The sequence below is a fragment of the Fusibacter sp. genome (assembly GCF_057447755.1).
In genome coordinates this window covers 1-23,071 of the sequence record NZ_JBVBZF010000022.1, presented here as the reverse complement: position 1 = coordinate 23,071, position 23,071 = coordinate 1, and the positions used below count along the sequence as shown (strand labels likewise).

The following is a 23,071-nucleotide window of genomic DNA, read 5'->3' as shown; positions in this document are numbered from 1 at the left end:
TACCTTATATGACAACGATGCAATCACCATAAACTATAACTATCTCTATGATATGTTTGGTTATCCTGTCAAGGATTACTATGACGCAAGTGAGCAATCGACTAGGACCTATCGTTATGAATCAAGTGGTGACACTTGGACTATGGACCAAACGCCAGCAAGTGGCCTTTATGCAACATATGCAGCAACTCTAGATTCTGATGAAAATGGTATTGTGGATCTTATCAAAGTGACCTTCAATCGTCCAGTGAAAGATTCTAGTTTTGTAAGTGAAAATGGGATCGTATTACAATCTGGCGGGTATATTGACCCTGTAATTGATTGGGAAATTGAAACTATGTTTTTTGAGGATGTCTCAAATGATGAAATCATATACCTTAGATTAGATACGGAACAAAATATGGCAACTTATAATACCGGTGCAGTAGGCGTATTGACTATTCCGGCAAATACAATCGCTGACAACGATGGTGTATATAATGATGCAGTTGTTAATATGACAACAATAGATCAATCGAAACCAGTTCTTGTGAATGCAATAGTGAATTTATCTTTACCTTTGGATAGTAAATTAGTAGCATTAGAATTTTCGGAAGCCTTAAAAACTTCAGATAATATAGACATTAACACTTTAAAAATCATCGGAACAGGCGCATATGCCAGTGGACCATTTGATCTTAGTGGAACGACAAGTGTTGTTGGAAATCAAATTATTGTTCAGCCGTTGACACTTGGTAGTTATTCGGATACAACGCCATCTTTTATCAGCACACTTTCCAAATACCTTTATGGTATGAACGATGCGCAGATCAGACTTGAAAATGGCTTTGCGGTACATTCTGCAAACAGTGAAACTTACAGTCTACCAATAGAGACGTCATATCCTTATGATTTCAGCATAGGAAGCGTTGAAAGGACAAATAATGGCTCTCAGGTAACATCTGTAGTCTCTACATCACCAACGAGTATTACTGTGACTTATGATGATTATATTGAAACTTATAATCATCTAAACGAAACCTTCATGCCTGCAACAATCACTGTTGATGTCGGTAACTTTACAGTCTTGTCTCAAACCCTTGAACCAGATCATAAGTCTATAAAGATTGATTTTACACAGGCATTTAGCTTAAATGATCAAATTACGATTTCCAGTGTTAGAAACATCACAAATAGCTATGGAGATGATGGCGCTACGACACCAATATTTGCGTTGGAATGCGAGTTGAAATTCGATGGAACTAACTGGATTATCACACCGATAATCCCTTAAGCAGAAGGAGTAAAATTATGAAAACAATAAGAAAAATACCCATTATTTTTATGATATTGCTCGTTATATCGCAGTTTACCCTCGCGTTTGCCGTTGAAGTGAGACCAGTTTCACCGACAGACCCAGATATAAAGAGTGACGTCATAAAAGGATTGAATCAACCATATGGTTTGTCGACGGATTATCTTGGTAATGTTTACATCGCCGACACCTATAACAATATGATTAAAGTCATTACAGCTAATGGTCTTGAGCTGGTGGCAGGCGGATTTGATGGAAAAAACACCATGGGCTTCCCTAGGGGTGGTTTAATTGACGGCAATGCAGATGTGGCGAGATTTAATAAACCTAGAGATGTTTTCGTGACCAAAGCAGGCATCATCTACGTCGCAGATACAGGCAACAATGTCATCCGTAAAATAGAGGGTGGTGTGGTTTCTACGATTTCTGGAAATGGAAAAGCGGGCTTTGTCAATGGACCAGCTGCTGATGCACAGTTCAACTTACCGTCAGCATTAGCACTTGCCAAAGATGGTAAACTTTACGTGGCAGACACACTTAACAGTAGTATTAGAGTAATCAACAAGGATGGTTCGGTGGAGACCATGTCCTTTAAACCAGACAATAAGACTTTAACAAGTGCAAAGCTCAATGAACCAAGCGATCTCTTTTTTGACGATGAAGGGACACTTTATATTCTCGATAGTGGGAACCAAGCGGTTAAGCGCGTAAAAGAGGGCGTAATGTCTTTAATTGCAGGCTCTGTAATGGATCTTAATGAAGAGACAGGTTATGTAAAGACTGGCCTTGTCAATGGTCAAGCAGACGCTGCTAAATTTAACTTCCCTAAGGGATTTGCAATGGACTCAAAGGGTAATATATTTATTTCTGATTCTTGGAATCACGTGATTAGAGTCGTTACCAAGGATGGCAAAGTTCAGACCTATTCAGGGAGTCCTTTTAGTGGCAATACAAACGGTGACTTGAAACTTGCTAGATATAATACCCCAACCGGTCTAGTCATTAAGAATGACACACTGGTAATTGCAGATATGTGGAATAATGTCATAAAAGAAGTTAAAATTGACTATAATGATGTTAGCTTTGGTTACACGACGGAAGCTTTAAAAGCACTTGTGAATCTCTCAGAGACTTCAGACCAATGGACCTTCTGGGAAAATAAGGGCAAGGTTGCACTAGAAAAACCGATCATTATGGAGAAGGGTCTCTATTACTTGCCATTTAAGGCAACCATGCAGCACTATGGTTATGAAATTTCATGGAATGCTCAGGAGAGAAAGGTTCTTTATGCCAAGGCCGATGATATTGGGACTATAGACGCTGGAAGAGGCATGGTGATATTTGACAACAACAGCTATTTGAGCCTTGATGATTTTGAAAAAATTGTTGGGAGAGGCTTTAAGGTACTTGATGCCTACAAGTGTATTATTGGTGTAGAATACTAAAAAAATAAAGCAGAGACTCAGGCTTTTAAGCTTGGTTCTCTGCTTTTTTAGGTATTTTATAGAGCTTTAATACTGAAGATTGCTTATTTTGATGAGCGTAAATTGTAAACAGCTTGATCGTATTGAACGTGCTTTTGTAATTCTGAAAGAAGTGACGTTAAAGCCGTTTTGATGGCTGCTTCATCATTGTTGTCAAGAGCAGTTTTTAGGGTGGTCATTAATGTTTTATGAGCTTCTTGATCAACGTCATAGGTTGCTTTTAGGGCATCTAACTCTGCTTTCAAGGCATCTCTTTCAGTGTCGTTTTCTTTTCTAAAGGCATCAATTTGAGTTTTGGCTTCTTCACGAGTGATTGTTCCTGCTGTAAGTTGATCCTTGATCGAATTTAAAAATGTTTTAAACTCAGCAGCCCTGCTTTCAAAATCCGATTTGTGAAGCGCTTCCAGTGAATCATGGATTGATTCATGTGAATCTGTGATAGCTTGGTAACTTTCAAGTAAGTCAGGTGCATAAAGTGTTACCAATTCAAGTGTACGGTCATCAAATTGATCTCTGCGATCTTGGTTTTTTTCCATACGGTCTTTCATATCCTCAGCGCGATCCTTTAAGCCTTCTTTCACAGGTCTATTTGCTGCTGGTCTGTCTGCTGGCGCACCAGTCGTTGCCGAAGTAACGGTATCTGTGGCAAAAACCAAGTTTGGTATAAACATTGTACCGATAAGCCCTAAAGTTGCCAATTTTTTTATAAGATTTCTTTTCATGTGTATGTCTCCCTTCATCTTTTTGTACACCCTTTGTGGTGTTTATAGATTAAGTGTAGCAGGTTTGGTATGGTCATATCAAAGGTGAAACTGTGGCAAAATTGAGGTAAATGTCCTTTCATTATTTTTACAATCTTTGTCATGTGGTATGATAAAACTATAGAATGGAGTGGTGGAACATGCAAAAGAAAATATATGTCGCTGACGATGAAAAAAACATAAGAGATCTCATTATGAGCTTTTTAAAAAACGATGGTTTTACTGTTAAAACCTTTGAAGATGGTAGATCACTCTATGAAGCCTTTATGAGTGAACCAGCAGACATGCTTATTATTGACATAATGATGCCAGAAATGGATGGTTTGAGTTTGTGTACCAAAATTAGAGAGAAATACAATGTACCGATTATTATTGTTTCTGCAAGAGACAGTGAGCTGGATCGTATCACAGGCATAACCATAGGCAGTGACGATTATCTTGTAAAACCCTTTTCACCAATAGAGCTTGTGGCAAGAGTAAAAGCCATTTTTAGAAGAATGCAGTTTGATCAAGGTTCCTATGAAGAACATCATACCTTAGACTATGGTGATTTGAGCATATCAGTAAACAAAAGAACCGCTTACTGTAAAGACCAACCCCTTGACTTGACGCCAACGGAATTCGCCTTGATGGTCTATCTCTTTGAGAACCAAGAACGTGCAATTTCCAGAGAGGAGCTCCTGAAGAACGTTTGGAAGTTCGATTTTGATGTGGATACACGTGCGACGGATGATGTGGTCAAACGTTTAAGAAAAAAATTAAACGGTTCAAATGTCAAAATCAGTGCAGTTTGGGGCTTTGGCTTTAAGCTAGAGCAGGAACCATCAAATAATGGAAAGTAGGTTAATATGAAAAAAGAAAAAAAATTATTGACCATTGAGCGTAAAATCCTCATGCCCTATATTGGCTTTATGATTGCGCTTCCATTAGTGATTCTGGTGGTCTTCAATATTGCCATGCGGTTTTATGTGGAAAAGAATGCAAGTGAAGAAATTCGAAATACCCTTCTTACGACAAATTTGATGCTCAAGCAACAACTCGTCAAGAGACCGGTTGATTTTACAGATGAAACGGATCGAAAACGTTTCAGTGATCAAATCGATTTTTTAAATGAAATATTCAAGGTTTCCAGAATGGCCAATAACACCGATATCTTTATGTTTTCAAGAACCGGGGATTTGATATTTCCTGTGAATCGAGACGAAAATGATCCCATTATCATGGCTGCGAAAGAAGCTTTTCCAATATATGAAATTGATGGCATCAGGCGCGTAAAAATCAATCAAATGACCTATTTAGTGGCAGGTGCAACACTAGAAGTCGGTTCCCTGCCCACGCCTGATAATCAAGGGGATAAATCACTCTCGGATGAATCCGCAAATACATCTATAAATTCACCTTCAAATTCACCTTCAAATATGCCTTCAAATACGCCTTCAAACAGACCCAACACGAGGGTTTTTCATGCGGTATATGTCTCATCGCTCAATTCGGCAAACTTGCTCATACGAAGGATAAACTTTATTCTACTCAGTATTATAGGTGTGACGCTTTTAATCAGCAGCATTTTGTTTAAAAAGATTGCTGGGAGCATTTCCAAGCCCCTAATAGAGGCCTCCGCTTATGCAGATGCGATTTCGAGTGGCAAATATGATAAGATTCCTGTTCATCAAAACACATGGGAGATTAATCAGTTAACTCAAAGCCTAAATCAAATGAGTCATAAGCTAGAAGCCCAAGATCAAACCCAACGCAACTTTCTCCAAAATGTCTCTCATGAGCTTAGAACCCCTTTAATGTCCATTCAAGGCTATGCTGAAGGTATTGTTGGTGGCGTCTTTAAAGAGCCTACCCACTCGGCGCAAATTATTGCAGATGAAAGCATTCGTTTAAAGGGATTAGTGGATGAACTCATTACCCTATCCAGACTTGAGAGTACTTCTGTTAACATTCAGAAAACAAAATTTGATTTGAAGTCCTTTTTACTTGATCTTGTTGAACGTGCTGCGGGAGTTGCCCTTAAGGAAAACAAGGAAGTTCGGTTGATTTGTGACGATTCTATTACCCTCTTCTTAGATGAAACGCTTTTAGAAAAAACCATATCCAATCTCTTAAGCAATGCCATTAGGCATGCTCGTCAGCAAATTGAAATTGAAGCCATAAAATCAGGACAAAGTGTGACAATTTTGATTTCAGATGATGGTAAGGGCTTTAAAACCAACGAAATCGATTTCCTTTTTGATCGATTTTTTAAGGGCAGTGAAGGCAATCACGGTCTTGGACTTGCCATTGTTAAGAGTGCTGTCATGCTCAATGGCGGCGAAATAAAGGCCTACAACGGGGAGCGTGGTGCGGTCTTTAAGATTGAATTCAATATTGAGTAAAAAAACCCGCTTATGCGGGTTTTTCATTAGCTGTACTAATCTCAATCATTAAAAATATTAATTTTATTTATACTTTTTGCTATGCTAAAATAGGAGTATATTAAGGACATAAAAAACAACAGTTAGCATAAAACATTTAATAATTGACATAGAATTTTAGTGATTGAGATGTTCAATCAAGTGAGCGCAAATGCCTTTAGGAGGACAATATGAGTTTAGTGAAACGAATTTTAGTTCAGAAAAAAGAAAATTTTGAGGTTGAAGCCCAAGAGATGCTTCATGACCTTAAGCAGACATTACATGTTAAAGCACTTGAAAAAGTGAGTATTATCAACGTATATGATATGGAAGGCGTCAATGAAGAAAAATTAGACGAGATCAAGGCCCTTATTTTATCTGAACCAAATGTAGACAGAGTTTCAGATTCTACTGTTGATTTTCCACCCAATAGTCACGTTTTTAGGATAGAACTTTTACCGGGCCAGTATGATCAAAGAGCTGATTCGGCAGCCCAATGTATTGAAATCGTAACACTTGAACAAAGACCTGAAATTTTAACGTCAAGGATCATCGTCTTGGAAGGTGATCTCACAAATGAAGAGTTTGATATGATTAAGACCTACTTAATTAATCCAGTAGAATCAAGAGAGGTGTCGCTTGAGATTCCTCCAACATGCAAAATTGCAACTCAAGTGCCTGAACCTGTAAAGTCTGTTACAAATTTCATTGAAATGTCTGAAGATGAAATCAGTGCCTTCAAAAACAAAATGGGCTTTGCCATGACCCTTGAGGACCTTATTTATATTCAAACCTATTTCAAGGAGACTGAGCATAGAAATCCAACCATAACAGAGCTTAAAGTCATTGACACTTACTGGTCCGATCACTGTAGACATACCACTTTCTTAACGGAAATTGAATCGGTCGAATTTGAAGAAGGCGCCTTTACGCCTGTCTTTAATAAGGCTTACGAAGACTATTTAGCAGCGCGAAAAATCGTTTATGCAGACCGCGACAGAGATGTCACTTTAATGGATCTTGCGACAATTAATATGAAGACACTCAGAAGACAAGGTGGCCTTGAAGACCTTGATGTTTCAGATGAAATCAATGCTTGCAGTATTGAAGTAGATGTCAAAATTGATGATAAAAAAGAGCCTTGGCTTTTAATGTTTAAAAATGAAACCCATAACCATCCTACTGAAATTGAGCCTTTTGGTGGTGCGGCAACATGTCTAGGTGGCGCAATCAGAGATCCCCTTTCAGGTAGAAGCTACGTTTATCATTCGATGCGTGTTACAGGTGCAGCTGATCCAAGAGTACCGTTTGAAGCAAGACTCGAAGGAAAACTCCCTCAGAAGATAATCACGCAAAAAGCAGCAGCAGGCTTCAGCGCATATGGTAACCAAATTGGTCTTGCCACTGGTCTTGTTTCAGAAGTGTATGATGACGGCTTCTTGGCTAAGAGAATGGAAGTTGGTGCCGTAGTGGGTGCTGCACCTAAAGAGAACATCGTCAGAGAAAAACCAGTTGAAGGCGACGTCATTTTACTTGTGGGTGGTAGAACTGGACGTGATGGCATCGGGGGTGCAACAGGTTCTTCTAAGGAGCATGATGAAGAGAGCTTGCTCACATGCGGTGCGGAAGTTCAAAAGGGCAATCCGCCTGTTGAACGAAAAATCCAAAGATTATTTAGAAATCCTAAACTCTCAAAACTTATCAAAAAATGTAATGACTTCGGTGCTGGTGGTGTTTCTGTTGCAATAGGCGAGCTTGCTGACAGCTTACAGATTAACCTAGATGCCGTTAAGAAAAAATATGAAGGCCTTGATGGTACTGAACTTGCGATCTCTGAATCTCAAGAGCGTATGGCGGTGGTGATTTCGCCTGAGAACGTGGCGACCTTTATGGCTTATTGTGATCATGAGAACCTTGAAGTTTCAGAAGTGGCAAAAGTCACAGATGATGGTAGACTCATCATGGTTTGGAATGGTCAAGAAATATTAAACTTATCAAGAGCCTTTTTAGACACAAATGGTGTAAAGGGCAAAACTTCTGTTAAGGTATCATCACCTTCAAGTGAGACCTTCTTCAAATCGACAAAAACAATGAATGATTCAAAACAAGCACTTGCGGACAAGTGGCTTGAAACTGTAAAAGATTTAAACAATTGCTCTCAAAAAGGCTTGGTAGAACGATTCGATAATACCATTGGTGCAGGTACTGTCTTGATGCCTTTTGGAGGGAAAACCTATAATACACCAATCCAGACCATGGTTGCAAAATTCCCTGTGCTTGGAGGCGAAACAGACACAGTTTCAATGATGGCATATGGTTATGATCCTCAAATCGGCAAGTGGTCACCTTTCCATGGTGGAATGTATGCCGTTGTGGACTCGATTGCAAAGCTTGTGGCAAGTGGTGGGGCTTATGAAAAAGTAAGATTATCGCTTCAAGAGTATTTCGAAAAGCTAGGCAAGGACCCTCTTAAGTGGGGCAAGCCTTTTTCAGCGCTCTTAGGTGCGAGCTATGCACAAACGCAAATGAAAACCGCTGCTATTGGTGGCAAGGATTCTATGTCAGGCACCTTTAAAGACATCAATGTACCACCGACCTTAATCTCCTTTGCTGTGAACACAGCCGATGGTGGTGATATCATTTCCCCTGAGCTTAAAGCTGGTGGCAACACAATTGGGTATTATTATGCAAAAAGAGATGCCTCAGAAATGATAGATTTTGAAGCCTTAAAAGTAGCCTATTCTGAAATTCACAAAGCCATTTTAGAGGGCAAAATTCTTTCAGCATATGCAGTGGGCAAGGGTGGGATAGCGCTGGCACTCACAAAGATGGCTTTTGGAAATAAAATCGGTTTTGCACTGGAGACAGATTTTGACTTATTCGAATCTGCATACGGCAGTATCGTATTTGAAATTAAAGCTGGTGAAACTGTGCCAGGTACAAGTCTTATCGGTTCTACAAATGAAACATCAACCATTAGCGTGAAGGGTGTTGAAATGTCAATTGATACCTTGATGGCAGAATGGGAAAAACCACTTGATGGCATATTCCCTAAAATCCACAAGGATCAAGGTTCATGCGAAACGATCACTTATTCTGAAAGATCATTCCATGTTCCGAAAGCTCAATTTGCTAAGCCTAGAGTTTTAGTACCGGCTTTCCCTGGTACCAATTGTGAATGGGACACTCAAGTTGCCTTTGAAAAAGCAGGTGGTGTTGCAGAAACCTTCTTGTTTAGAAATTTAACGCCTCAAGCGACGATGGCATCTATAGATGAGCTTGTGGAAAAAATCAATAAAAGCCAAATCTTAGCCTTACCAGGTGGTTTCAGTGCTGGTGATGAGCCAGAGGGTTCGGGTAAGTTTATTGCATCTGTATTCAGAAATCCTAGGGTTGCAGAGGCCTTAATGAAACTTATCAACGAGAGAGACGGTCTTGTAATCGGAATTTGTAATGGTTTCCAAGCCCTTGTCAAGCTTGGTCTTGTACCATATGGTGATATCAGGACCCTAGAAGAAAATTCGCCGACATTGACCTTCAATAAAATCGGTCGTCATGTTGCAAGAATGGCACATGTAAGAGTGGCATCTACCAAGTCACCATGGTTTTCAAATGTTAACGCTGGTGATGTTTATGAAACGGCATTCTCACATGGTGAAGGAAGATTCTATGCAGATGATGCTACTTTAGACCTCTTAAAGCAAAATGGTCAAATTGCAACTCAATACGTAGATGCAGACCATCAAGCAACTTATGATGGTAAATTCAATATCAATGGTTCAGTCCTTGCGATTGAAGGTATCACTTCTGCTGACGGTAGAATCCTCGGCAAAATGGGTCATGTTGAACGTGTGGGGAAACACCTTTATAAAAACATTTATGGGCAATCAGATATGAAATTATTTGAAGCAGGCGTGAACTACTTTAAATTGTAATAAAGGCCGAATGCCTTGCAATGACTGAATTTGAAATTTAGAAACTCTAACGCATCTGCACATGTGTTTTGCAATGGTGTGCAGATGTGGTAAAATAGAGGATATTTAAAATGAATTCAGGAGGTCTTATGAGGTTGAAGTGGCATGTGATAGGTTTGCTTCTGGCTTTACTGGTGGTATCATCGGTATCCTTTGCAAATGAAGTAACGCTTATCGTTAATGATCAACCGATTGGCAATGATGATTTAATCCTTGTCAGAAATGATCAGTTGTATGCAAGTGTAGCGGACTTTTCATCAAGATATAATGGTGAAACCACTTGGCTTGAAAATGCGAAATTGGCAGTTGTAAATTATCAAGAAAAATATATTAGCTTTAAATTAGATTCACCACAGGCAGTAGTTGATAACAAGGTCATCATGATGGATGCGCCGACAATTGTTATTGACAATCATCTTTATGCACCAGTAAATTTCTTAATTGAACACCTGTCCGGCACTTTTTTATGGAATGAAAGTAATTTGACGCTCAATATCCAGAGTGACCAATTTCAAGTTAAAGAGGAAGACAAAATTGAACTTGCCTATACAGATGAAGATTTACTATGGCTGGCAAGAATCGTCAATGTTGAAAGCAGTGATAGCTCTCTTGATATGAAGCTTGCTATTGCAAATGTTGTATTGAACCGTGTGAAAAGTGATAGCTTTCCATCGACAGTTTATGATGTGATCTATCAGGAGGGGAAATATAAACAGTTTCCACCGGCTCACAAGGAGAGTTTTTTGACACTGGTGCCTTCAAGCAAGAGTATCATCGCAGCAAAGATGGCCTTAAACGGTGAAAACAATGTAGGTAACTGTTTGTATTTCAACAACAGACCATTTTCCAGTAAGGCAAACGACCTTTACATCATAATTGATGGTGAATATTTTTATGAATAATAATTAAGTGAATAACTTTAATCTGCAAGCCTTTCAATTTATTGAAAGGCTTTTTTCATTATATACAAGGAAGTTTGAGCCGAAAGTTGTGATGAGAAATGTTCAATCTCAAACAGTGTCAGCGAAAATTGCTTTGAGACATCGAGGGTGGCGCAAATGTTTTTGGTCTGTCATTAATAGCCCTTTTAATTTTGGGGAGAATATGTTAGAATAAATATAGAACATATGTTCTTTTTAGCGATTAGAGGTGACGTCAATGAACATCTTTGAAAAACTTGAAATTCTTGCAGATGCTGCGAAATACGATGTTTCATGCTCATCAAGTGGAAGCAATAGACCCAATACAGGTGGGCTTGGAAATGCTGCTGCAGCTGGTATTTGCCATAGCTGGGCAGACGATGGCAGGTGTATATCTCTGCTTAAAATCTTGATGTCCAACAAATGTGTCTACGATTGTGCTTATTGTGTCAATCGCTTGTCCAATGACTTTCCACGTGCAGAGTTTGAGCCCGATGAAGTGGTCGAATTGACCATCAACTTTTATAGAAGAAACTACATAGAGGGGCTATTCTTAAGTTCCGCTGTAACGCGTAATCCCAATTACACTATGGAACGCCTATTAAGCGTTGTCAAAAGGCTCCGTACAGAAGAAAATTTTCAAGGCTACATTCATTTGAAGGGTATTCCGGGTGCGGATGAAAGGCTCATTAAGCAAGCTGGATTTTATGTGGATCGTTTGAGCATCAACATTGAACTTCCCACCACACAGGGCTTGAAACTTTTGGCACCTCAAAAAGACAGGCAATCCATATTAGCACCTATGAAACAGATAAAAACTGAAATTGATCAACATAAACTCGATCGAAGAAGTTCAAAACTTTTTGTACCTGCAGGTCAGTCCACCCAGCTTATCGTTGGATCTACAAATGAAACTGACTACCATATTGTAAAGCTCTCAGAGGCGCTTTATAACAAAATGTCCTTGAAACGCGTATACTATTCAGCCTATATACCAGTGAACAATCACCCCGATATCGTCCCCCATAAAGTACCACCCCTTCAAAGGGAGCATCGCATTTATCAAGCAGACTGGCTTCTGAGATTCTATGGATTCAAGGCAGATGAAATTCTAAATGAAGCCCATCCAAATCTCGATATGTTGATCGATCCCAAATGTCAGTGGGCCCTTAGAAATTTAGACTTATTTCCAATGGAAGTCAATCGGGTGAGCTTTTTAGAACTGTTGAGAATCCCAGGTATAGGCAATGTTTCTGCAAGACGCATTATCGCTGCAAGAAAGTTTGGACCTGTTTCCTATGAGGATTTAAAAAAGATGGGCGTTGTTTTAAAACGGGCCAAGTATTTCATCACCTGTAAAGGCCAATATTTTGGTGCGGGTGATTTAGAGCCCTTGAAGCTTAAACATATCTTGTTGGACAAGCCAAAGCAAAGTCAAATGATGCTAAGTGATCTTTACCCCGGTGCTTTTGGCATTCAAGCGCCAGAGACCAGCTTCACATCTGATAGGGGATATACTGATGATGAACCTTACGTTTTAAAGGGTAGTGATACGCATCAGAACATAGAGGGGGGATACCATGGATTACTTACATGATGGTAGCTTTGAAGGCGTTTTATCTGGAATCTATACAATGTTTCACAATAAAGCTAAGATTAATGAGGACCGTCTTTTAGATGCCGAAACCTATCAAATGACCGTCTGGTGCTCGTTTCAACATGTGATTTGCGATCGGGATCAAGCCTATAAGGTGGCGAGGTCCATTATGGATACCTTTGGACAAGATGGCTTCAAGGTGGTTTTATACAGTTATCTCTATGAGTCACCTGAGTATGGTACATTACTTTTTAAATATTTAAAACGCGCTTATAAGCTTGGGCCTAATGCCCTTTCTTGTATGAGTGATGAAGATATTTTTAACTTATACAAGCTTTATCGGGCTGTTGCACGGGAGTCTCATCTCATGTTGGGACTTTTGAGGTTTGCTGCACTAGACCGAGAGATTTACTATGCACAGTATGAGCCCACTTATGATTTAACGGGTATACTTGCACCACATTTTGCCGAAAGACTGGGGGACCAGTTATGGGTTATACATGACACCAAAAGAGGCATTGGTGCATTTTATGATGGTAACAATTGGTTTTTACAGGCTTTGGGCAATTATGAAACCCTTGTTTTTTCAGAAGACGAAAAGAAGTATCAAGAACTGTGGAAACGCTACTTTGATCATATCGCCATCCCTGAGCGTAAAAATCCAAAATGTCAGATGAACTTTATGCCGAAAAAATACTGGAAGTTCCTCACGGAAAAAACAGTTCAAATTAGTGATGAAAAAGCCATTTAACAGTTGGTCTCAAAAGCCCTTACTTTTGAGACCAATTTTGCAAAATGGCTTTTTTAGTTAAGTAAATATTTATTCTTTGGATGATAAATATTTACTAAAAATTATTGAAATAATTTCACTTTGTGATATGATTATTTTGGGAGGTATAATATGATTTCAAATGATTTAAAAGCTCTTGATATGAAATTGTTCTTTTTCGGCGAAGAGAGATGTATACCAGGACATTCCTATGGTCCGGGTGTTAGAAAAGTCTATTTGATGCATTTTGTCCTCTCTGGAAAGGGCATCTTCAAGACCCAAGGCAAGCAGTATGAAGTATCAAAAGGTCAGGGCTTTATGATATGTCCTAATGTTTTGTCTTATTATGAAGCGGACTATGAATCGCCATGGCAATACGCCTGGATGGGATTTTCAGGTGAAGATGCAGAAACCTTATTAGGATCAGCGGGTATCACACAAACAAATCCTGTTTTTCAATTTGATATGCAGGGTGAAATTGCTCGATTGATTTCATTATGTGAGATGAAAACAACTTTGAAGCCCTTGCATGATCTCATCAAGAAGAGTGTTTTAAATGAACTCTTGGTGGAGCTCAATAAGGGTAAGGCAGAAGCGATCAATCAAAATGTTTATGTTGATGAAAGTATTCGTTATATTTCTCAACATTATAGTGAAAAAATCACCATTAATGAAATTGCTGAATTTATCGGTATAAATAGAAGTTATCTCTATAAGTTGTTCCAAGACCACTTTAATATGTCACCTCAGGATTATCTCATTAATTTTAGAATTGAACAGAGCAAGGCGCTTCTGCTTGAAACTGAAATGAACATTGGTGAAATTGCCCAATTGGTTGGTTATTCGGATCAATTGATCTACTCCAAGATATTTAAGAAGCGTGTAGGCAGCGCGCCTAAAACGTTTAGGAAGGCACAAATGAGGGCATTAATGGACAAAGGCCTTGAACAAATAGAGGCATAAACTTGATAAGCATATAGCCAAGTTGAAAAAGGCTGGCAGATAAAAGACAAAAGTAAAATCTGAACGAAAGTTAAGTCCAAACAAAAGTTACATCTAAACAGAAGTTAAGTCCAGACAAAAGTTAAATACAAACAATTCTATAAATAGATGAATTTCAAACAAGAAACCAAGATAGGTAAAGGAGAATCGATTATGATACTGGTATTAGGTGGTGCAGGCTACATTGGAAGTCATGCGGTAAAAATGCTTATTGAAAATGGTGAATCAGTGGTGGTGGTTGACAATTTAGAGACGGGGCATTTGGCTTCTGTTCATGAAAATGCAATCTTCCATCAAGTGGATATTAGAAATGAAGCTGCTTTAACTGAAGTATTTAAAGCACATGAAATTGAAGCAGTTATGCACTTTAGCGCCAATTCACTTGTGGGTGAGTCTTGTGACAATCCTCTGAAATATTTTGAAAACAATGTCTATGGTGCCAATGTACTTTTAAAGGTCATGAGAGATTTTGACGTTAAAAAAATTATTTTCTCTTCAACGGCAGCGGTCTATGGTGAACCAAAAGTTGTACCGATCACTGAGGAAAATGAGACCATACCGACCAATCCTTATGGTGAATCTAAGCTTATGATGGAGAAAATGTTCAAATGGGCAGATACAGCTCATGGTATCAAGTTTGTTTCATTAAGATATTTTAATGTGGCTGGTGCAGATAAGTCTGGAGATATCGGTGAAGCACATACCGTAGAAACACACCTTATTCCTCTAATCCTTCAAGTTCCCCTTGGTAAGAGAGAGGCGATCTCAATTTATGGTGATGATTATCCAACAAAGGATGGCACTTGTATCAGAGATTATATTCATGTGATCGACCTTATTGATGCACATTTAAAGGCATTGGCATATCTTAGAGCAGGAAATGAAAGTAACATCTTCAACCTAGGTAGTGGAGAAGGGTTTTCTGTGAAGGAAGTGATTGAAATGGCAGAAAGAGTGACTCAAAAAAGTATAAAGACAATAATTGCGCCAAGGCGAAATGGAGATCCATCTGTACTCATCGCTTCACCAGAAAAGGCAAAAGCTGTCCTCAAGTGGGATCCTAAGCATACAAACGTAAAAGAAATTATTGAAGATGCATGGCGTTTTCATGTTAATAAGCCTAATGGCTATTTAAAATAGGGGTGGCATAATGGAATTAAGTAAATTAAAACACGAATTTTACAGCCGATTTAAATCGGAACTATTAAACGAAAACAGTCAAATTGCAGTTAAGACCTATTTTTCGCCAGGCCGGGTCAATTTGATTGGTGAGCATATAGATTACAATGGTGGTATGGTTTTACCATGTGCCATCAATCTAGGCACATACGCCGTGGTATCGAGAAGAAAAGACCAAAAGGTTAAAGTGATGTCCCTTAATTTTGAAGAAATGGGCATCCTTACATTTGAACTTGATAAAATAAAAAACGACCCAGCCTTGGATTGGGCAAATTACCCTATGGGGATTTTCAATGAATTTGTCACGAGAGGGCATGATATCAAAGAGGGGTTTAACATACTTTACTTTGGTGATTTACCAAATGGGGCTGGCCTATCTTCATCTGCCTCTATAGAGGTCTTAACGGCAACAATCCTCAGTGATTACCTAGAAATAAAGATGGACAAGACTGAAATCGCATTACTCTGTCAAAAGTCTGAAAATGAATTTAATGGGGTTAACTGTGGCATTATGGACCAGTTTTCTATTGCACAGGGTGCAAAAGACCATGCCATTTTGTTGAACTGTGACACTTTGGAATATGAACTTGTACCAGCGGCACTTAAGAATTACCGTTTGGTGATTATCAATACCAACAAGAAACGTGGCCTTGTGGATTCAGAATACAACACGAGAAGACGTGAGTGTGAAGTGGCATTTGATATCTTACAGAAGGGTTTCACTGACCGACCAATTAAGTATCTGTGTGACTTAACGCCAGTTGAATTCCTTGAAATCTCAAACCTCATCAAAGAGGACTCCGTCTATAAAAGGGCTTACCATTCAGTTGTGGAGAACTTCAGAACCCATGAGAGTAAAAAAGCACTAAGCGCAGGCAACCTCATAGAATTTGGTGAATGGATGTACAGTTCTCATGAATCATTAAAAAATTACTTTGAAGTGAGTTGTAAGGAACTTGATGTCATTGTAGATCTCAGCAGAAGCATTAGAGGCGTTTTAGGTGCTAGGATGACAGGTGCAGGATTTGGTGGCTGTGCAATTGCACTTGTTGAAAAAGACCAATGTGACGCCTATATTGAAAAACTTGGCAGGGCTTATAATGATAAGACTGGTCTTAAGGCCGATTTTTATATTGCAGAAATTTCAAATGGAACAGGAGCGATTCATGAAAATTTTTAAGCATATTGAAACCCTAATTAAATATGGACTAAATAAAAACATGATTGAAGAAGCTGATGTTTTTGTGTGTCGTAATGATCTTTGGAAACTTTTCGGTATAGAAGCGGATTTAGAAGTGGTTGAGACAGAAATGAAACAGGTGACAGCTTCGAACTTTGAAAATCCCTTTGAGATTTATGACCTTTTAAATGCACTGACAGAAGATGCAAAGACACTTGGACGTTCTCTTGAATTCCTCTATGAAATCGAAAGCTTTCAAGCTGAAATCATGTCAAAGCTCATGCCAAGAATGTCTGAAGTCAATCGTATGTTTTATGAATTTCATGCGATATCACCGGAAAGGGCCTCAAAGTACTTCTATGAACTTTCAAATGCATCTACCTATATACGTATGGATCGTGTTTCAAAGAATGTGAATTGGAAAGCACCTTCGCGTTTTGGCAGTATGGACATTACCATAAATCTCTCTAAGCCTGAGAAAGATCCAAAGGAAATTGCCCTGCAGAAAAATGTAAAGGCTTCAAAATATCCAAAATGTCTGCTGTGTGTTGAAAATGCAGGATATCAAGGCAATATCAACCACCCTGCACGACAAAATCATAGAATTGTAGAAATGTCCCTTGACAATGAACCTTGGTACTTACAGTATTCGCCATATGTTTACTATAATGAACATGCAATTGTGCTTTGTAAAGAGCATCGTAACATGAAAATCGATCGTCATACCTTTATTAGATTGTGTGATTTTGTGGATATCATGCCACACTATTTTGTGGGTTCAAATGCCGATTTGCACACAGTGGGAGGCTCAATCCTCTCTCATGACCACTATCAAGCAGGATGCTACGAAATGCCAATGATGCGAGCTGAGACTTTGCACACTTATTCGCCAGCTCAGTTTAAAGGGTCAAGCATCGAGGTTCTAAATTGGCCACTTTCAGTTCTTAAAGTGTCCTCTAAGTCAAGACAAGATGTCATTGAACTCTCGGATTGCATTTTAAAATCTTGGATTGACTACAGCGATGAATCTGTGGATCTCATCGCCCATACAGATGAACGCCATAATACGGTGACACCAATTCTCAGAAAAAATGGCGACGCATATGAAATGTTTTTAGCCCTCAGAAACAATCGTAAGACCACTGAACATCCGGATGGCCTCTTCCATCCCCATAAAGAGCACCATCACATCAAGAAAGAAAACATCGGTCTTATAGAGGTCATGGGACTTGCGGTTTTACCAAGTCGGTTGGTGAGTGAAATCGATGAAATCGTGAAGTTGGCATTATCATCGCAATCACTTGACTTGGCAGACTGCAAGGCAAATCCAGAAGTTGAAAAACACGTGGATTGGCTAAGCCACTTAAAACCTGAAATTGATGCTTTGATCCTGAATCGTGATTTTAGTCAGGAAGTCAAGAAGTCTGAACTCGAGAACTTTTTGAAAAACCAGATTGGGGACAAGTTTGTATCAGTCCTTATTGATGCAGGAATTTATAAAGAAAAATCAGAAGGCATGGTCACTTTCCTAAAAGAAGGCTGTGGATTGTAGTATAATATAGGTACAACTTTTGACTAGGAGGCTATAAAATGAGTGTTGAGATCGTAAAATCACCAGTTTTAAGTGAGCGTTTAGGACAGGAAGTACATCGGATTAAATTAAAGAATAAAAATGACCTATCGGTTGAAATACTAACGCTCGGTGGTGTCATGCTGACCATAAATACACCCGATCGATTGGGAAATCTCGAAAATATCTTGTTAGGCTACGAGTCCATTGAGGCGTACATCGACAACCCATATTATTTAAATGCCAATATTGGCCTGACCGCTGGCCGCATTAGAGAGGGTTCTTTTATCATCGATGATGCCCAGTATCAAGTTCCAGTAAATCATGACATCAATTGCCTTCATGGTGGGCCAAATGGTCTTCATACTAAGGTGTGGCAGATTGAATCTTTTCAAGCGACCTGTGAGTTTGATGAAGTCGTTTTAAGCACACATCATTGTCATATGGAAGAAGGTTATCCAGGTAACATCGACATATGGGCAAGTTATCGACTAGGTGATGACAATACGCTTCAAATTTCATTTAAAGGCATCACTGATCGTAGCTGTACCCTCAATCTGACCAATCACAATTATTACAATCTTTCAGGTGGTTCTTTAGATGAAATCGGACAGCATGAACTCTTTGTTAATGCAGAGTACTTTAAAGAGATTGATCAGCATGGTCTTCCTGTGGAAGAACTGGTTGAATGTGCTGGTACAGATTTTGATTTCACAAGTTTGAGTCCAATTCAAAAAGCGCTTAAGAAAGGCTTAGATCATCCATTTGCTATTGAGTTTAAAGTGGATGAGGGCATGCCAGATATTGAGTACAGAGATCCAAAGTCAGGTCGAACCATGAGCATTATCACCAATCAAGAGGCTGTGGTCATATATTCCAATAACGGGCCATTTATGACTCACAGGGGGATTTGCTTTGAGACACAAGGTTATCCAAATCAAATTTATGTGCTCGATCCTGATGAGACGTATTTAAATGAAACGACTTTAAAGTTTGGTGTAGATGTATAGTTTTACTTGTAAATCCTATAGCGAAATAAGCGAATAATGGAGCACCTCGATTACCTGTGGCAATCGAGGTGCTTTTTTAAAGTAAAGGGCTCTAATCTAATTTTAAGAAATTTGTAAGAATTTTGTGAAGTCCTTCTTCATAAAAATTTGATATGATGACTTAAGACACAAGGCTTGATGAAAAAGGGGGATTTATGACACATACAGTTGTCGTTTGTGATGATGATGTTGCAATTGTAGAATCAGTAGAAATATTTCTAAAGAATGAAGGCTATGAGGTTTTAAAGGCTTATAACGGAAATCAAGCACTCAAATACATAGAATCCAGAGAGGTCCATCTTTTGCTGCTTGATGTAATGATGCCTGAAATGGATGGCTTTGAAGTCATGCGTCGGATCAGGGAACATTATACATTTCCAATTATTATGGTGACTGCTAAGTCTGAGGATCTTGACAAGATTATGGGCTTAAACCTGGGGGCAGATGATTATCTCACCAAACCCTATAATCCGCTGGAATTGATTGCCCGAGTAAGGTCACAAGTTAGGCGATATGTGAAATTTGGAGGGCATCAAGCCTCACCTGATGTGTACAAATCTGGGGGGCTGGTATTTGATCCTCTAAGAAAAGAAGTTACATTGGACGGTGAGGGGATTTCCCTTACAGCTACTGAACTTGGAATTTTAGAGCTCTTGCTAAAAAACAAGGGTAGAGTTTATGCCATTAAGGAAATCTATGAATTGGTATGGCAAGATCATGCGGTGGCGGCTGATAATACCATAGCGGTACATATTCGGCGTATAAGAGAAAAGATAGAGATTGATCCAAAAAATCCAAAATACTTAAAGGTGGTGTGGGGCATTGGCTACAAAATTGAAGACCTTGGTTAAGAGTAAACTGACACAAACAGTGGTTCAAATTATTTTGACCATACTTGTTTTGGTGGTAAATCTGAGTTTAATGTTCTTAGGACATTATGAAAATAGCTATTATTCGGGTTCTATTTATGGAACAGATGATTTTCGATATGAGTTCACAAGGCGTGTGCATAATGTTGTAGAGAAGGAACTGGTATTAAGGTCACCAGAACATATAGAGGCCATGACACAGGACGATAAGACCCAAGATTATAATGCCTTAATTGCCAGATGGTATCAAATACAAAGTAATTTATCAGATGCTCCAAGTTTCAAGTATTACATACACAATGATGAAACTGGAGAGGTATATAGCAATTTCAGTAAGCTGAAAGATATTGACAGTCTGGATCAGTATCCTTTCCATTTGACAATAGATGCCAATAAGATTCAAGCCATAGAAATCGATAAGGGAAAGATTATTTATTTGGAAACTTATCCACAGAGTCGTCTTTTGAACCAAGCTGTTGATATGGGCAACTGGGAGGGGACGTTTGTTCTTCAACCTCCGATCAAAGACGGTGATCTCTTCGGACTATTAGACCAGAAATACCGTGCAATTTCCCCCTTTTTTGAAAATCAAAGTCAAGTTTATGCGGGGATGGTGTTTATGGTACTCATAGGCATTTTCCTACTTGTATATTTGATTAGTGCTGTCATTATCGAAAAAAATACAGATAGGGGATTGGTCGATTTAATTCCCAATGATCTGAAAGTCTTTTTGATTTTGATTTCTTTTCCAATTATGATCAATGGTATTATCGATGAGTTTTCATTTGAACCCTTTATCATGTCAATAAAACAGGGGGATCAATGGCTTGAAATCGCAATAATTGCAATCGTTTTTTTATGGGTCTTTTTAGGATTGAGGTTTACATTATCCTTGATTAAGGCCCTTGCAGAGGGCGAATTTTTTAAGAATACCATTGTTTATATGGTATTTAAAAAAATAAAAGACATTGTATTGCGTTTTTTAAGAGGGATCTCAAGCAGCAAGACCTTTAGGCGCAGAGTGATGCTTTACACATCATTGTATGCCATTGTCAATTTCTCCTTTGGTGTATTACTAAGAAATATGGGATTGACTGGCCTTTTTATGTGTTTTCTCTTTAACGTACTTTGTCTTTACCTGGTATTTAAAAACCTTCAAAGTATACAGATGATCATGAGATATGTTTCCGAGGGGCACATGGATGAACCACTGGCACTGACAGACATGTCCCCCTTGTTTTACGACTTTGCCAGTCATTTGGATGGTCTTAATCAAAAACTTCAGTTGGCCATTAAAGAAGCGATAAAAGGCGAACGTCTCAAGACTGAATTGATTACGAACGTCTCACATGACCTTAAAACGCCACTTACTGCAATTGTGAACTACGTGACATTACTCAACCAGAAATCATTTGAAGATGAAGAAGCCAATCAATATGTAGTAATTATTAACGAAAAGGTCAATGTGCTTAAGAAACTGGTAGATGATGTCTTGGAAGTTAGTAAGGTGAGTTCTGGAAATGTTGACATCCATTTAGAAAAACTAGACATCAATCAATTAATTCAGCAAGTTCTTGGTGAGTTGGAAAAAGAACTTTCAGATCAAGGACTTCAAGTGATTTCAACAGACCTTAATAGCCCCCTTTATGTGAAGGCGGACTCCCTTAAACTATGGCGTGTCGTACAAAATTTAGTTGCCAACATCTCAAAGTATGCATTGCCAAACTCAAGAGTCTTTATACTTGCGAGTACAAGCGATGATAAAGTGGCTGTGACCTTTAAGAACATTTCCAAGGAAATGTTAATGACCGGTAACAATGAGCTTATGGAACGTTTTGTGAGAGGGGACGTATCGAGATCACAAGAGGGTTTTGGACTTGGACTCGCCATTGCAGGCGATTTGATGAAACTTCAAAATGGCACACTTGAGATCATTATGGATGGAGACCTGTTTAAGGTTGTTTTGACATTAAATGTTTGTGAAAAACAAGAAAATGACCTATAAAGTAGAAGAACTAATATAAAATATTAGTGTTCCTTATGCTAAATGTGAATATTAAGAAAATTTACAAAGAAATAATTCGTTATCCCCTTGACGCCAAGGGGATATTTTTATATGATTGTCTTAAGCGAATGATATAAGAAATTATGATAAAAATCATTCGGATTTAGGAGGCTTTGGACGTGAAAATTATCAATAATCAAGACAAAGTAAATCAAATTAGCGTTCAATGCCAATTTCAGGATTGGTTCAATTAGTATGACCTTTTAACGAAAGTTAGAAGGTTTTTTTAATAAAAACCATCAAGATAAAAGGCGATCCTGACGGTTAAGGAAACATTTAATTTTAGGAGTATGATTTATTTGGAGGAGAAGATGAAAGTAGCTATTTTAATGGGCAGTGACTCAGATTTTCAGGTGGTTGAAAAGAGCATTAAGATTTTAAAGGATTTTAATGTTGAAGTTGTGGCAAGAGTTTTATCAGCACACAGAACACCACACCTTGCTGTATCTTTTGCAATGGAAGCAGAAGCCAACGGTTTTGAAGTGATTATTGGTGCTGCAGGTAAAGCGGCGCATTTACCGGGCGTTATCGCTGGTGTGACACCCCTGCCGGTTATTGGATTACCAATAAAGTCTTCAACAATGGATGGACTGGATTCGTTACTATCAATTGTACAAATGCCAAGTGGCATTCCAGTTGCAACTGTGGCAATTAACGGTGCTGAGAATGCAGCCATACTAGCCATTCAGATGTTATCGATCAAATATCCAGAGCTTAGAGAAAAGATGAAGGCCTACAGATTGACCATGGCAGACCAAGTTATCGAAAAGGATGCTATGATACAAGATAAATATTAAGCCTATAAAGCATAATAATGATTTAAAGCAATTAAAGCATTTAAAGCAATTAAAGCAATTAAAGCAATTAATGTAGTTATGGCAATTATGGCATATAAGCTTTAAAATAATATGAATTTTATGATTGAAGTTTGAACTCAGATAGAATCACTTAGGAGG

General features: G+C 38.6%; 17 protein-coding genes. 16 read left to right on the top strand and 1 reads right to left on the bottom strand.

Annotation, left to right across the window (positions count from 1 at the left end):
- The coding region (locus tag AC220I_RS06190; protein WP_486722957.1) for a hypothetical protein at positions 1-1,273 on the top strand (1,273 nt) is incomplete at its 5' end.
- A gap of 17 nt (positions 1,274-1,290) precedes the next feature.
- Positions 1,291-2,739, top strand: a complete 1,449-nt coding sequence (locus AC220I_RS06185) for a stalk domain-containing protein (RefSeq protein WP_486722956.1) — start codon at positions 1,291-1,293, stop codon at positions 2,737-2,739.
- 83 nt (positions 2,740-2,822) lie between these two features.
- On the opposite strand, the gene AC220I_RS06180 is transcribed toward AC220I_RS06185, so the two are convergent.
- Positions 2,823-3,500, bottom strand: a complete 678-nt coding sequence (locus AC220I_RS06180; RefSeq protein ID WP_486722955.1) for a hypothetical protein — start codon at positions 3,498-3,500, stop codon at positions 2,823-2,825.
- Positions 3,501-3,679: 179 nt separating this feature from the next.
- On the opposite strand from AC220I_RS06180, the gene AC220I_RS06175 reads away from it, so the two are divergent.
- The 14 genes from AC220I_RS06175 to purE all read left to right on the top strand — a co-directional run bounded on the left by AC220I_RS06175 (position 3,680) and on the right by purE (position 22,912).
- On the top strand, positions 3,680-4,381 hold the full coding sequence (locus AC220I_RS06175; RefSeq protein WP_486722954.1) for a response regulator transcription factor: 702 nt from the start codon (positions 3,680-3,682) through the stop codon (positions 4,379-4,381).
- A 6-nt stretch (positions 4,382-4,387) separates the two neighbouring features.
- Positions 4,388-5,923 carry a sensor histidine kinase gene (locus AC220I_RS06170; RefSeq protein ID WP_486722953.1) on the top strand — a complete coding sequence of 512 codons (1,536 nt, stop codon included), beginning with the start codon at positions 4,388-4,390 and terminating at the stop codon, positions 5,921-5,923.
- Positions 5,924-6,132: 209 nt separating this feature from the next.
- Positions 6,133-9,876, top strand: a complete 3,744-nt coding sequence (locus tag AC220I_RS06165; RefSeq protein WP_486722952.1) for a phosphoribosylformylglycinamidine synthase — start codon at positions 6,133-6,135, stop codon at positions 9,874-9,876.
- Between the two features lie 128 nt (positions 9,877-10,004).
- Positions 10,005-10,817, top strand: a complete 813-nt coding sequence (locus AC220I_RS06160) for a cell wall hydrolase (RefSeq protein ID WP_486722951.1) — start codon at positions 10,005-10,007, stop codon at positions 10,815-10,817.
- A 256-nt stretch (positions 10,818-11,073) separates the two neighbouring features.
- Positions 11,074-12,432 (top strand): putative DNA modification/repair radical SAM protein, encoded by a 1,359-nt coding sequence (locus tag AC220I_RS06155; RefSeq protein ID WP_486722950.1) that lies wholly within the window; start codon positions 11,074-11,076, stop codon positions 12,430-12,432.
- A complete protein-coding gene (locus AC220I_RS06150) occupies positions 12,416-13,183 on the top strand; it encodes a TIGR03915 family putative DNA repair protein (RefSeq protein WP_486722949.1) in 768 nt (255 codons plus the stop codon). Before AC220I_RS06155 ends, AC220I_RS06150 begins: the two co-directional genes overlap by 17 nt.
- Positions 13,184-13,333: 150 nt before the next feature.
- On the top strand, positions 13,334-14,164 hold the full coding sequence (locus AC220I_RS06145) for an AraC family transcriptional regulator (RefSeq protein WP_486722948.1): 831 nt from the start codon (positions 13,334-13,336) through the stop codon (positions 14,162-14,164).
- A gap of 189 nt (positions 14,165-14,353) precedes the next feature.
- Entirely contained in the window at positions 14,354-15,343 is a 990-nt protein-coding gene (galE, locus tag AC220I_RS06140; RefSeq protein ID WP_486722958.1) for a UDP-glucose 4-epimerase GalE, read from the top strand.
- A 10-nt stretch (positions 15,344-15,353) separates the two neighbouring features.
- Positions 15,354-16,562, top strand: a complete 1,209-nt coding sequence (locus AC220I_RS06135; RefSeq protein WP_486722947.1) for a galactokinase — start codon at positions 15,354-15,356, stop codon at positions 16,560-16,562.
- Positions 16,549-18,114, top strand: coding sequence for a UDP-glucose--hexose-1-phosphate uridylyltransferase (locus AC220I_RS06130; protein WP_486722946.1), 1,566 nt, complete (start codon positions 16,549-16,551; stop codon positions 18,112-18,114). The genes AC220I_RS06135 and AC220I_RS06130 overlap by 14 nt, the downstream gene beginning before the upstream one ends.
- A 38-nt stretch (positions 18,115-18,152) precedes the next feature.
- Positions 18,153-19,142 carry an aldose epimerase family protein gene (locus tag AC220I_RS06125; RefSeq protein ID WP_486722945.1) on the top strand — a complete coding sequence of 330 codons (990 nt, stop codon included), beginning with the start codon at positions 18,153-18,155 and terminating at the stop codon, positions 19,140-19,142.
- Between the two features lie 194 nt (positions 19,143-19,336).
- Positions 19,337-20,032, top strand: coding sequence for a response regulator transcription factor (locus AC220I_RS06120; protein WP_486722944.1), 696 nt, complete (start codon positions 19,337-19,339; stop codon positions 20,030-20,032).
- On the top strand, positions 20,004-22,055 hold the full coding sequence (locus AC220I_RS06115) for a sensor histidine kinase (RefSeq protein ID WP_486722943.1): 2,052 nt from the start codon (positions 20,004-20,006) through the stop codon (positions 22,053-22,055). The genes AC220I_RS06120 and AC220I_RS06115 overlap by 29 nt, the downstream gene beginning before the upstream one ends.
- Before the next feature lie 371 nt (positions 22,056-22,426).
- Complete coding sequence (purE, locus tag AC220I_RS06110; protein WP_486722942.1) at positions 22,427-22,912, top strand: 5-(carboxyamino)imidazole ribonucleotide mutase; 486 nt, start codon at positions 22,427-22,429, stop codon at positions 22,910-22,912.
- Positions 22,913-23,071 lie beyond the last annotated feature (159 nt).